Origin of the sequence: Algoriphagus aquimarinus (genome assembly GCF_900112005.1) — a bacterium.
GTDB classification, from domain to species: domain Bacteria; phylum Bacteroidota; class Bacteroidia; order Cytophagales; family Cyclobacteriaceae; genus Algoriphagus; species Algoriphagus aquimarinus.
Genome location: NZ_FOKK01000028.1, coordinates 1 through 13,248, shown reverse-complemented (window position 1 = coordinate 13,248; position 13,248 = coordinate 1). Strand labels below are relative to the sequence as shown.

At 40.4% G+C, this 13,248-nt stretch carries 9 protein-coding genes and 1 pseudogene; 3 read left to right on the top strand and 7 right to left on the bottom strand.

Going from position 1 to position 13,248, the window contains the following annotated elements:
- Positions 1–339: 339 nt before the first annotated feature.
- The 6 genes and pseudogenes from BM291_RS20920 to BM291_RS20900 all read right to left on the bottom strand — a co-directional run bounded on the left by BM291_RS20920 (position 340) and on the right by BM291_RS20900 (position 4,725).
- Positions 340–2,091, bottom strand: a complete 1,752-nt coding sequence (locus tag BM291_RS20920; RefSeq protein ID WP_092901644.1) for a hypothetical protein — start codon at positions 2,089–2,091, stop codon at positions 340–342.
- A gap of 214 nt (positions 2,092–2,305) precedes the next feature.
- The gene (locus BM291_RS22555; RefSeq protein WP_394333459.1) at positions 2,306–2,521 is read right to left on the bottom strand and encodes a Fic family protein; all 216 of its coding nucleotides are present in this window, start codon (positions 2,519–2,521) and stop codon (positions 2,306–2,308) included.
- A gap of 118 nt (positions 2,522–2,639) precedes the next feature.
- Positions 2,640–2,771 (bottom strand): annotated as a pseudogene (locus BM291_RS22550) (helix-turn-helix domain-containing protein); the annotation flags it as partial.
- 80 nt (positions 2,772–2,851) lie between these two features.
- Entirely contained in the window at positions 2,852–3,610 is a 759-nt protein-coding gene (locus BM291_RS20910; RefSeq protein WP_175499762.1) for an energy transducer TonB, read from the bottom strand.
- A 60-nt stretch (positions 3,611–3,670) separates the two neighbouring features.
- Positions 3,671–4,267: a hypothetical protein gene (locus tag BM291_RS20905; RefSeq protein ID WP_092901638.1), complete on the bottom strand. Its 597-nt coding sequence runs from the start codon at positions 4,265–4,267 to the stop codon at positions 3,671–3,673.
- Positions 4,268–4,323: 56 nt separating this feature from the next.
- Positions 4,324–4,725 carry a helix-turn-helix domain-containing protein gene (locus BM291_RS20900; RefSeq protein WP_092901635.1) on the bottom strand — a complete coding sequence of 134 codons (402 nt, stop codon included), beginning with the start codon at positions 4,723–4,725 and terminating at the stop codon, positions 4,324–4,326.
- Positions 4,726–5,489: 764 nt separating this feature from the next.
- Between BM291_RS20900 and BM291_RS20895 the strand changes: the two genes are divergently transcribed.
- From BM291_RS20895 to BM291_RS20885, 3 genes are read left to right on the top strand one after another with little or no spacing between them, the layout of a single operon-like run.
- Positions 5,490–7,169: a TlpA family protein disulfide reductase gene (locus tag BM291_RS20895; RefSeq protein ID WP_092901632.1), complete on the top strand. Its 1,680-nt coding sequence runs from the start codon at positions 5,490–5,492 to the stop codon at positions 7,167–7,169.
- Positions 7,166–10,372 (top strand): SusC/RagA family TonB-linked outer membrane protein, encoded by a 3,207-nt coding sequence (locus tag BM291_RS20890; protein WP_092901629.1) that lies wholly within the window; start codon positions 7,166–7,168, stop codon positions 10,370–10,372. The genes BM291_RS20895 and BM291_RS20890 overlap by 4 nt, the downstream gene beginning before the upstream one ends.
- Before the next feature lie 11 nt (positions 10,373–10,383).
- Positions 10,384–11,736 (top strand): RagB/SusD family nutrient uptake outer membrane protein, encoded by a 1,353-nt coding sequence (locus BM291_RS20885; RefSeq protein ID WP_092901626.1) that lies wholly within the window; start codon positions 10,384–10,386, stop codon positions 11,734–11,736.
- Positions 11,737–11,773: 37 nt separating this feature from the next.
- On the opposite strand, the gene BM291_RS20880 is transcribed toward BM291_RS20885, so the two are convergent.
- Entirely contained in the window at positions 11,774–12,025 is a 252-nt protein-coding gene (locus BM291_RS20880) for a DUF6520 family protein (protein WP_092901623.1), read from the bottom strand.
- Positions 12,026–13,248: the final 1,223 nt, after the last annotated feature.

Sequence of the window (13,248 nt, the reverse complement as noted above, 5' to 3'; positions counted from 1 at the left end):
CTACCCTAAAATTCAAAAACCTCAGAGCCTAATGTTCTGAGGTTTTTTTGTGTCCAATAAATCAAAACATACAAAGTTTCAACTTGAGCGAATTAACCTGTGTCAACATGATCGAATTATCCATTGTTACCCTGAGCGTTCCGCATAGCTATCGGAATCGAAAGCTTTGATTTTAAAAAGTTTCCATTTCCATCCTCTGAACAAACTTATGTATTGCAAAAATGAATTAGGCCCAAGGAAAAAATTTGGCAACTTTAAATTTAGAAGAGCTGGAGGATTGTAAAGCAGTTACAGATTTTTAATATCCTTTTGCTGTCATAAGAGTTAAATAGTTATCCTTTAACTCAAAAAATCCATCGAATACTCCATTTGTAGAAGTTTCTCTAATGGGAACTTCTCCTCTTCAAGACTATTCCACAGCATTTGGTGGTGCACAAAAAAGTCATCCATACTGATCATTTTTGAAGCAATAGGTTTGGAATCACATTTCACAAAATATTCAATACTTTTATTTAATGTAAAACTTAGGTAATACCTAAGATTTCCCGTCAAACTTTCCAAATTGTCTATTAAGGCAGCGTCGTGCACGATTTTATTCCTTATTCTGTAAAGTCTATGTAGATGGATTTCAACGTTTTCTTTGTGGTTTTTTAGGTATTCTGTTCTTTTTCCATCGGTATTAGTGAGATGGGATTTGAATCTCTGCGCTCTGAATCTTAAAACTGGATTTGAGGTTTTCGCTTCTTCTTTTATTGTATCAAAAGTTGTTGCTTTTGAAAAGTTTAAAATTTCATTACCCAGTTCTTTGGTTTCCTCTGATAGATCAGCACTCTTCAATAAATCCTGAAAGTAAAGGCAATTCCTTTTGACGTAGTAAACGCTGTGGAGGACAGGGAAATACTGAATTAATCGGGCAAATGTACTTGTGTCTTTATTGTAGTTGGAGAAAAGGTACTCTAAGCCTATCCAATAGTTGACAAACTTTTTTTCTATCTCGAAAGCTTCATTACCTAGCCTTAAATGCCGTAGTGCCGAAATTATTCGGTCTTTAACCTCATAGGCAATTTTATCATTCTCCTCTATTCTATTCAGGCTATCCTGGAATACCTGGAATTGAGCATCATTACTTTTATAATAACCATCTATTTGATAGTATAGCGGCTGGATATCTCCCTTTTCTTTATGCTCTTTGCTGATTAAGACCGCAGTATCAGTCAGAATAATTTTTAGGTTACTGTATCCCAAATGGATTTTGTCAAGGAGTTTGGATAAATCTGATTTAGCCTTTTTCAAGGCTTGATAATAATCTAAAGCAGAGTTTTGGTAGACAATAAATCGGAAGCCTGCCTTTTCTTTTACAAAATTTGTGACTTGGGCCTTAGGGTTATCTCCGATGATTTGAGAATCAACATTTTGTAAAAACTCTGATATTAGTATGTTTTTTAATTGGCTTTCTGAACTCCTTATTTTAAAAATGGTTGTAAACTCTTCCTCTCTGAAGTCAAGTAAGACTGACTTAAATTGAATGTATTTTTTATCGAAAGTGTTTTCTGAGGGACTAAACTTGAATATAGCCTGGGCAAGTTTGTGCAAATAGATTTTTGAAAAATTTAGACTGATTGCCTCTGTTATAATGTAATTTACAATCACATCAACTCTAATCATTTGCTCTATGACATCCTTTTCTTCCACCTTAATATCGGTAAGTTCTGCATCGAGTCTATCAATTAGGTTCTTAAGATATTCCTTGTTTTCAACCTGGACTCTGTACAACTGGTATTCAATTAGCTCATAGTCTTTAGTGTCCTCCTTGATGGTGATTAAATCCGAAATCAATTTCTTTTTTGAAACTGTTTCAAATTTGAGATAATCTTCCACTTCAAGAAATTTGATTAGTTCTCTCTTCCCCATTTCAAGGGTTCTGAAGTTTTTAATTTTCTTCAATTCCCAGTCATGGATCAATTGATATAGCTCTTTGACGCTTTGAAGTGGGTTGAGATACTTGGCGCGATAACTATCTAGACTTCTATTGTAGCAGAGTTCAATTAACCTCTGAATCAAAAAACTTTGAAGGGGATTTTGCGTTACCATTATTAACCAGTTTGCTTAAATGGAATAGAAAAGTTTATCTTTGTAGTGTAAAAGATAAAATTTAAACCTAAAGATATAAAGGGAGAAACAATAAATTGGTTTTGAAGGAGTTATTCCTCGCAATTTATTCACCACTCCCTTCTTTATTAGACCCAGCCTTTGGCTGGGTTTTTTCGTTTTAATAACTCTGAAGTTAATGTTACTTGGTTCTAAGTTATATGGTTTTAACCACCCTCTTCCCCTCCTCAGTAATCACATACCTCTGCTCAAGACTATTTGGGCTTTCTGGATTTGTCATTTCCAGCCACTCAAGTTCTAATGCAGGGCCAATAGCTCTTTGGAAATTGTTTGTGGTATTTTTTAATCCCAAGTTTGATAATATATCAGCTTTTGATTTTGGTTTGATACAGTAGACTAAAGTTCTGAGGATTCTAGTTGCGTTTTGATTCGTAAGTTTTGTTGCTATTTCTAATCCAAAGGAGATTTTACTTGTTCTCTAAGTTGTTCTAATTTAGCATTCGGGATTTGAATTACTTCTGAAATTTGGTTTAGTTTTCCAAGTACTTAAAGTGGTCTGTAGGTTTTAGTCCAAATTCGAAGAGAAGGTTGAAAATAGTTTCAACAGTAGGGTTAGCTGTCCCACTTTCATATTCCGAATATTGTGATCTAGTGTAGTTTTTGGCGTCAGCAAACCCATTTTAACTTTTATAGCTTATAAGGGATTTCCTAGAAGATTAGCCTACGCTTCAGCAGACCTTCATTAATATAAATTGCTCAACTTAAATAGAATGGGTTGTACTGCTATTCCCTCAACAGGATTTCCTAATCTATCTTCTTTTGGTTCAAAATCCCAATTAAAGTTAGCCAGTACTCTTAGTGCTTCAGTAGCGAAAAGTGGCTCAAATTCTGGATTTCCTACTTCCATTTCTTTTACCTTGCCTTCACTGTCAATTGTCAAAATCATATATATAGTTCCTTCTATTCCCTTGCGGCGGGCTAGTTTAGGATATTTCATGTTTTCCTTTAACCATACACCTAGTTTATCACTGTTCATCAGCCTGGGGACAAACCTGTGCTCATCTAGCGATGTTTTTTGGCTGCTATTCGGAGGTATTTCCCATCCTGATACAAAATAGGAGTTCTCTAAGTAAACTTCCGAAAATAAAATCCCCTCCTCATAATGATAGAATCCTTCATTTTTTTCTAACAAATCAATGACCCTCATCTGGAGAGTATCTCCCGAAGGAGAGAATAAGACTGATTGGGTTTTTACAGGTACTTTGCGTTTCTTTTCTTTTACCAGCCATGTTCGACTAATACTACTTAGATTCCCTAGGGTATCAAACGTTTTATAACTATACAAACTGTCGGAATCTTCAATGAGTTGACGATAAAAGGTGGGCTTATACTTCAATGTGTCTGTTATAGAGAATTTGTGGGCATTTAGCGGTACAAGTTCCTGACAGTTTGCATATTGGATAAAAGCTATTAGAAAAATCAAGACTAGATATTTGGACATTTCTTTGATTCCGAAAGTTAAGAAGGCTGGCTTCACTTGATCATACATTTCAGATACTATCTATTTCTTCTTTTTAGGTGGCTTGCATTCCATACAAAAATCACCTAACTCTAAAATCTGTATCCTCACAGACTCGTGTTCAGATTTTAGAATATCAGAATTTGATCCAAAATGTGTTTCATTCAAAACCCTGCTGTTTTCAGATGACATCTCATCCTGAAGTTTTTCATAGATAGGCTGGAAGAAACTTACATCAGAAAATGCTCCTTTCTGCTCATAAAGCTCTTTTCTCAATTTTCTGGCGTACAATTCATGCAGATCAAAATCATATCTTGAATAATCCAGCAGGTAGTTAGCGTCCAGTGAATCAGGAGCTGAGATCACTGCAAGGTTCTGCTTAAAAATAGTCCTAACCTTTGAATTAAAATTCTTGGTGAACATAAATTCATACGAGGACATAGAAAAACTAAAATCTATGGTCGCACCCGATTGTATATAAACTGAGTTTAGGGAAGGGTCAATTTTTGACTGCTTTGATTTGAAATTGTCCAATTCTAACCTGTAGTCTTCTTTCCATGGAATTTCTTCTTGGCAAAAAGCAGAAAAAGAGGTTAGGAAAACGAAAAAGGCAAACACTGATTTTATTAAGGCACTCATTCTAATGCATTATAAGGGTTTTGGAACGGAGGAAAACTTTGCTTAGTAGGGTGTTTTCACTTCCCCTCCAGTATCTTCCTGATGGCCTCATTCATCTGCATCATCGTCTCCATCATCTTCATCATTACTTCTGTTTGCTTCGCATCAGTGGCTTTGTAAGTACTGTTTGTTTGGATTGCAATGTTGTTTGACCCTGTGATTGCCTCAACGTAATTGCTTGGTTGTGCAGAAATTAATTGAAGAGGATCTACTTTAAAAAATTCAGAGATCTTTTGAATTAAATCAACTGTAATCCTGCTTTCCCCTCGCTCATACTTAGTATAAGTAGCTTCCTTTATTCCTAAATATTCTGCAACCTCTAATGCTTTTGTATCGGTCAACTTACGATACATGTAGAAATTCCTTCCAATTTTTTTATTCTCCAAAACGGTGAATTCTGACTCTTCTTCTTCTCTCATAATAATGCTGTTTATCCAAAAATACTGCTTTTAGGTCTAATGAATGCAGTTTTCTGTAAATAGTAGTTTTAAACTACTATAGGTAGAGTTTATACTACCGAATTTATTCTTTTTTGATGAAACATCTAGTTAAAATTGTCTAAGAATCATATCAAATGAGACATACTGAGACAATTACTGCCTTTTTTCATTCTTCTTCTCTCTATTCGATGAAGGGCGTGTTTTTATGTGTCCATTTTGAGGAGTTGATTCTAGCTGTACAGTTTGGAGGTATGCAATCAATCGATGATCGCCTATATCCACTGAAGCCTAAGAATCCGATTTAAGGGTTCCGGCCATGACCGTGTCCCGATAGCTATCGGGAGGGGAGGTGCACAGCCCTTAGCAGATCGGTTACCTCACACTCACGTCAGCAAGCTCACAGTAGCTGGTAGCGCTGACACATTACATCTTATTATTCATTATTGCTGGACTATCGGAAATCGGTAGGGTGGAAGGACTACGTCTTGTTTGGAACGTCATTGCGCCTGCCCGTCGTGGCGGGAGGCTGAAGGACGAAGCAATCTCATAGAAGTTAGCACTTCCTAGATTGAGATTGCCGCGGCTCGTACCTCGCCTCGCAATGACGGTAACCACATCGGTCACCCGACATCCGACATAGGTCTTCCGCCTTCCAACACCGGACATCGGACACCGGACATCGAGCATCGAGCATCCGTCTTCTGTCTTCGGTCTTCCGTCTTCCAGCATAAAACAAAAAGCTCATGAAAAAACTCATACTCATCTGCTTAATGGGATACCTATGCCTTCCCATAAGCACCCTAAAAGCACAAAGTAAAGTTGTGGAGTCACCCCCAGGTACAGATTTGGTTTATCAGCCTGGCATCCCAGGGCAGGAGGGCGCAAGCTCTTCTGCTCGCATGGGAGCTTTGATTTATGGTGAATTAATTAACCCTGATTCCTTGGGACCTCTAAAGCTGGTCTTCAGTTCCTTTAGTAAGGAATTGGGTCAAACCTTGCCGGATAGCAGCATGGAAATCAGTACCACTCATGGAACCTTCTTTGATGGTGTGCTGGACCCTAGAGTCAGGAAATTCAGAGTAAGACTTCCCCAGACCACAGAGATAAGTTATTTTTCTCTTTACCTGAATGATCGTCCCCTAATTGAGGATTTTCTGATCAGCGCTCAGGATAGCATCAAGGTGGGAATTGACCTGCAGCGCTCCATGATGGTCTTTGGGGGGGCTCAGGGGGATTGGATGGAATCTCAATACCTAATTGGTCGGGCCAGAAAACAGCAGCATTTTGATAGTTCCAGAGACTTGATTGAAAAGGATAAGGAAAATTACCTGGATAAAGAAGATTACAGAGCCCAATTAAAAAAAGCCAGCCAAGAGTTTGGTGCCTCACTTCAGATTCTGGAACTCGGAAAAGATCACCTCGACAGAGACTTGGCTTCTCTTCTCACCAAGGAGGAAGATATTCCTGGAATGCGAATACTGAATTCCAGAAAAAAAATGCTGACTCCTGCTCAATACATGCAACTAAGGGAGAATTTACTGGGCTCGTACTATGCAAGGGCTCTAAGTAGTATCCGTAGGTATGGCTATTTGGTCGGAAAAGCTCAAAACAACGGTCAGGCAGTCGAGAAAATCGAGCGTACAATGCCCGACATACTCCTAAAGCTAAAAAGACAGATAGAAGAAGTTTCAGAGTTTAATCTCTCAACCGGGAGAATTTATTTTTACAAGGAATGGGCAAACATGGCCGCTGTTCTTAGAGAGGAAGAGTTTCCTGATTTGGTCTTGAATGAGTTTGCAGGCAAAACCAAAAACCTCCTGCTCTATACCTATGCAATGGAGCAGGTCAGCCGACAGCAAGATCCGGTACAGTTTCTCTCAGGTATCATTGACAAAATGGATCCTTCTAGCTATCAAACTAAACTTGAAGAGATGGAAATCAGGCTTTCGCCCCAGCAGCCTTTAAGGTATGCCCAATTTTCCAATTTGGATGGAAAGCAAATGAATACTGAGGATCTGAAGGGAAAAGCTACGCTGCTGTACTTTTATTTCTCCACCTGCACCCACAGTGCCAATTTCTTTAGAAAAGTCCTATTGCCCATCTATCAAGAAGAAATAAATGGTCTGGAGATAGTAGCGGTTTCGGTAGACAATGATCCTATACTTTGGAAGGAACAACTCTCCACCTATTCTAATCCAGCACTCACCAATCTGAGGCTTCCCAGCCAAATATGGAGATCCTGGCTGGATCATTACCTAATCACAGGCTACCCGCGAACCATGTTGATTGACCCAGAGGGTAAAGTGCTCAGCATCTGGGTTCCGGGAAGGACTGCAGAATCCTTTCGAACCAGCCTACAAGATCTTCTCCAGCCTCTTGGGTCTAAAACATCAATTCTTAAACCATCCCCGTTTCAACCATGAAAAAACTTCTAATCCTACTAATGAGCTTTTGGCTGATAGGCTTAGTCCATGCTCAAGAGCTTAACCAAATGGCTATCCGTGGCCTGGTCATCGACCAAGATTCCCGACTTCCGTTGCCTGGCGTTAATGTGTTGATCAAGGGTACCATAAAAGGAACTATAACCGATGAAAAAGGAGAATTTATCCTACCAGCGACTTCTGGGAAATATTTACTTGTGCTGAGTTTCATTGGATACCTCAAGCAGGAAATCGAGGTGGATATTCCACAACTTTCACCTGTGAAGGTCTTACTTTCAGTTGATGAAATAAGCTTGGCTTCGGTAGAAGTGCTATCAACAGGAATCCAGGAAATCAGTGCTGAACGTGCCACCGGATCTTTTTCTCACCTTAATAATGAATTGATATCCAGAAGGGTCAGTACCAATTTACTGGATAGGATGGAGGACCTTACTCCAGGACTGGTGTTCAACCGAGACCGAGCAGACCTTGCCAAAGGGGAAAGTATTTCGATCAGGGGACAGAGCTCCCTGTTCTCAGATACCCAACCTCTTATCATCTTGGATAATCTGGCTTATGACGGAGCAATAGAAAATATCAACCCCAATGACGTGGAATCCATCACCGTGCTCAAGGATGCTGCTGCTGCCTCTATCTGGGGAGCAAAAGCTGGAAACGGAGTCATTGTGATCACCACCAAAAAAGGAAAATTGGGCAGTCCACTAATTGTCAACCTGACCAGTAACAGTACCCTAGGACAGTCCTTTAACCCTTTTTATGCTCCACAAATGTCTGTGGCCGATTTTGTCGAGGTGGAACAGCGGCTATTTCATCAAGGTGTTTATGATGGAGATTACAATGCATACGATCAAAAGAAGCTTTCTCCAGTGGTGGAAAGCCTTTTTCAGCAAATAAATGGAGAAATCACTGATTCCGATCTTCAAAATAGATTAAGTGGATATAAGACCACTGATCTAAGATCCTATCTGGCAGAAGATTTTTATAGTAACAGTTTTAGCCAGCAGATTGCACTCAACTTGAGCGGAGGATCAGAAACCTATGGATATTTTGTGGGTCTGGGATATGATCGGATTCGGGAGTCCACAGTGTCAGACCTGTCTCAGAGAATCACACTTAATCTTCGTCAAAATTGGAAGTCAGTTAATTCCAAACTCAACATGGGGTTGCAGACTTACCTAGTAAGTGCAGGGAATAGCACCGGCTTTCCTGTCTTGGAAGGACTTTCTCCTTATGATAAGCTCAAAGATGAAGCAGGTTATCCACTGTCAGTAATGAAGAATTATAATAGCCGCTTCATTGAATCCCTTCGTGATACTGATTTACTGAACTGGGATTTTATCCCGCTTAATGAGATCAACGCTTCCAGTATTCAAAACAGGCAGCTTGAATTTCGGATAGCCCCCAGTATTTCCTATGAGCTGTTGAAAGGCTTAGTGTTCAGGATGGATTACCAGTATTGGAGATCACATGGAAGCAGAAAGCAAATAAATAGCCTGGATTCTTATTTCTCCAGAAACCTGATTAACCTGTATTCTACAGTTTCACAAAATGGATCGGTAAACAGGGTGATTCCGGTAGGAGGGATCAATGATCTGAATTTTTCAGAAGCCTACAGCCATACCCTAAGATCCCAGCTGAATTACCAGAGACAATGGGGGAAAGATCAGGATATTTCTGCCATTCTAGGTTTTGAATTGAAAGATTTTCAAAGAGAAAGCTCCCAAGACCGTGCCTATGGGGTGGATCCTATTACTGGAATCCCTCAGCCGGTAGACTACCTGGGTTACTATCCACTTCTCAATACAGGCTTCCCTTATCAAACCCCTTTTATGCAGAATTTTGGAGCCTGGACTGACCGATTCTTGTCTGCCTACGCCAATGCGGGCTATACCCTTAAAAATAAGTACTTGTTGACAGGTTCCCTTAGAAGAGATGCCTCCAACCTGTATGGTGTCAGTACCAATGCTCGTGCTGTTCCGCTTTGGTCTGCGGGTCTGGGCTGGATTATCTCAGAGGAATCTTGGTTGGATAAGGAATGGATTTCTTACCTGAAATTCAAAGTGAGTTACGGTTTCAACGGAAATACCAATCCCTCAGCGACCGCATTTACGACTGCACAGTATTTTTCTGCAGCCACCAACAGTTTGGTTGGAAAGCCTTGGCTTTCCATCCTCAATCCACCAAATCCACAGCTACGGTGGGAACGAATCAAGATAGTCAATCTGGGGGCCGAATTTGAGTTCTGGAAACAACGCCTGACAGGCTCTTTGGAATTTTATCACAAACAAGGGATAGACTTGTTCGGGGTGTTGCCTACCTATCCTTCTTCAGGCCAGTCTTCCTTGACCAAAAACTATGCTGCCACCCGTACCAAGGGAGTGGATCTGGCTATCAATTCCAGAGTCTTAAAAGGCGGCCTTTCCTGGAATGCAAGTATCATCTATAGCTATATCAACGAAAGGGTGGTGGATTACCAACAAAAGCCTACGGCTACCCAAGCCGCATCCTATTCCTCTGGCTTATCGGGCATCAGTCCAGTTCCGGTTGAAGGATATCCATTATTTAGCATATTCAGTTTTCCTTTTGCAGGTCTGGATCCGATTACGGGTGACCCTTTGGGTTTGTTGGAAGGCCAGCCAAGCACAGATTACACGGAAATACTCAACCGTACTACACTGGAAGATCTCCAGTTTGAGGGTTCTTCTATCCCGACACATATTGGAGGATTAAGAAATTCGGTTACCTGGAAGGGTTTTGAGTTGTCCTCGAACGTTACTTTTCGATTGGGGTATTATTTCAAAAAAGAATCTGTGGAATACGATCAATTGAACCGGGGACAGATAACCCATGCTGATTATGCAATCCGCTGGAGAAATTCTGGTGATGAATTGATCACCACTGTGCCTTCTGATCCACTGAAGCAAGATCCTAGAAGAGCGACTTTCGACCAGATTAGCAGCAGGAGAGTGAGGAAAGGAGACCATATCCGGTGGCAGGATATTAAACTATCATACAGTTGGAGCAAATCAACTATTGCTTCATTGCCTTTTGAGCAAATCAGGATCTATTCCTACTTAGATAATTTAGGAATTCTGTGGAAAGCTGCAAAGGACGTCAAAGATCCGGATTTTCGAAATTATCAGGCACCAAGAACCTATTCAATGGGCCTATCAATCACTTTCTAAATTTCAATACCATGAAAAATAATCAATTGTATACCTGGCTGTGGTTAAGCATGTTCTTTTTCACAGGATGTGAGAGTTTTCTGGATCAAAAGCCAGATCAGACATTGGTCATACCCCAGACACTGGATGATTTTCAGGCCTTGTTGGATGCGGAACCCAGATCCATGAACTCCACTTCGAAAATGGGATTCATTGCTTCGGACGAGGCAGTTTTCAGCAATGCACTCCTGAACCTGATGACTTTGGAAGAAAGGGGCGCGTATTTTTGGGAAAAAGATATTTACGCGCCAGATGATGCTGGAGTGGATTGGTCTTTTTCTTATAGAAAGATATTCTATGCAAATGTGGTACTTGAGGGGATTCGTGATTTTTCTCCTCAGTCAGTAGAAGAGGAAAAGAGAGCCAGAGAACTGGAAGCTGCTGCAAAATTCTATAGAGCGATGGGGCACTTTTCAGTTGCTCAACAGTTTGCACATGCATATAATCCAAATCAATCCAAACAAGAGGGGATCCCGATCCGAAAAGATGCAGATATCAATGCATCCAGCCCTAAGGTAAATCTAAAAGAGGTATATGTCTTTATTTTAGAAGACCTAACAGATGATATCGAGGCACTTCCGCTTTTTCCGGAAATAGCCACCAGACCTTCACGCTGGGCAGCAGAGGCTTTACTCAGCAGAATCTACCTGTCCATTCAGGATTATGAGAAAGCGTTCGAGCATTCAGGTAAGGCTTTGAAAATAAAGAGCAAACTGCTGGATTATAATGACTTAGATAAGTCCTTGCGATATAAGTTTGCACGATTTCATGAAGAAGTCATTCATTACGACAAAATGTATAGTGGAAGATTTACGATTCATAACCAATTGTGGGTAAATCCCGAACTCTATAAATTGTACGATAGTCTAGACCTAAGAAAGACAGTGTTCTTTAGCACAAGTCCTATAAAAAATAGATTTTATCTAGCAGGGAAATATACTGGTGATGCCAATCTCTTTACTGGGCTAGCTACCGACGAAGTACTGCTGGATCATGCAGAATCTGCTGTGAGATTGGGGTATGATCAGATTGCTGTGGAGGATTTAACCTACCTGTTAGCTAAAAGATACCTGAATGGCAATATTGCTTCATTGGAAGGTTTGTCAGGTGATTCACTTTTGAGAAAAGTTTTGGAAGAAAGAAGAAAAGAGCTGGTGTTTAGAGGAATAAGGTGGTTGGACCTGAGAAGACTTAATCAGAATATGGAATTTGGGGTGACTATCGACAGGGGAGAGAATAACTCAGAAGCTGTTTTGTTACCTAATTCGGAAGGATATGTGTTTCCAATACCTCCGAGAGAATTGAATTTGAATGAACAGTTTTAAAAAAAAGGGAGGGCAATGCCCTCCCTACTTTAAGAGATTACTCTCCGATGAACTCAAAGGTTCCTTCCTTCACCATGGGAGCTGAACTGGAAGGAGCAGTTCTGGTACAGACCTGCTCACTTTCATTACACAGATAGTTTTCACCAATCTGCAAATTTTCAACGTTGACCCAAGTGCTTCCATCCAGCCCGTATTCAGGCGCAGCGGCTTTTGGACTGGAAAAAGCAAAAGCAAATGTAGCGGCTAGCACCAAAGCGAGTGCTGGCAGCGATTTAATTAATTTATTCATCGTTATATCCTGTTTTTTAACAGATCAAAAACAGGGAAACCGTTTTCGGTTGTTTGCCTACTCTGAAAAGGGTTTTCGGCATCTCCCTTTGGGAGGCTCATTGGGTACTAGTCTGTCTCTTACCCCAGGCTATTAAGAGAAATGAGTCTCTTTTATTATTCCTAACCTTTGAGGTCTTCAAGACCTCGAAGGTTTTATTCCTAAAGATTCCAGAAATACTTATTTCATTTAATTATTTTTTCGGGGTGGGGTCTTCAGCAGCCCTGCCCTTTTCTTAACCTTTGAGGTTTTCCAAACCTCGAAGGTTTTACTTGTCAGTCACTTGCGAATAATATATTTATTAGTTAGTTTAGAATAAGAAACTAGTTGCGTTCACTCAATTGATTGTAGAAGATGGAATCCAACCATCTCTTATAATTCATTTTTTACAGCCTACGCTTTTCCAAATCTTGGCTGTGGGGCGGTAGTCCATTACCGCCCCTTTCTTAACCTTTGAGTTCTTCCAAACCTCGAAGGTTTTTATCTTTTTATTCTCCACCCTGGTCTGTGTTTTACAAACCAACTTTCCCATTTCGATTCCTTTCCATCCTCCTGCATTATTTCTAGTTTCCAGAAGATGACTCTGCGCAGGAGGAAAATGGCATATTTCTTTGTTGACCACGGGTTAAAACCCGTGGCTATAAATCTGTCATGCCTACGGCATTGCTACCTAAACTTCTCTAGCGCAAGTCTACTGACTGCCTCCAACTTCAGCATTCATCATTCATCATTTGATATTCAACATTCTAAATTACCGACATCCGAAATTCGACATCCCACAACGTTACGTTTCCGTCTTTTGCCTGTCCCGATGAGCAGAGCGATATCGAGAAGGTAAATGGCCTTTATTCTTTTTTTACCATGGGTTTCACCCCTTCAGAGTGATACTCACACTTCTCTACTTTTATATATTTTAAATTCTTCGTTCCAGCACCCAACTCCACTCTCCCCTCCGCGATAACTATCGGGAAGGGGTCGGGGGTCACACTTCTCTACTTTTATATTTTAAATTCTTCGCTCCAGCACCCAACTCCATTCTCCCCTCCGCGATAACTATCGGGAAGGGGTCGGGGGTCACTGCTAAGCCAACTGACTCGTCCTAAAAAAAGTTTACAGGTTAGAGTTTAAATACTGGTATAGGTTTACAGTTTCATTTAGTCCTGTAATGGATTTACAAGAGTACG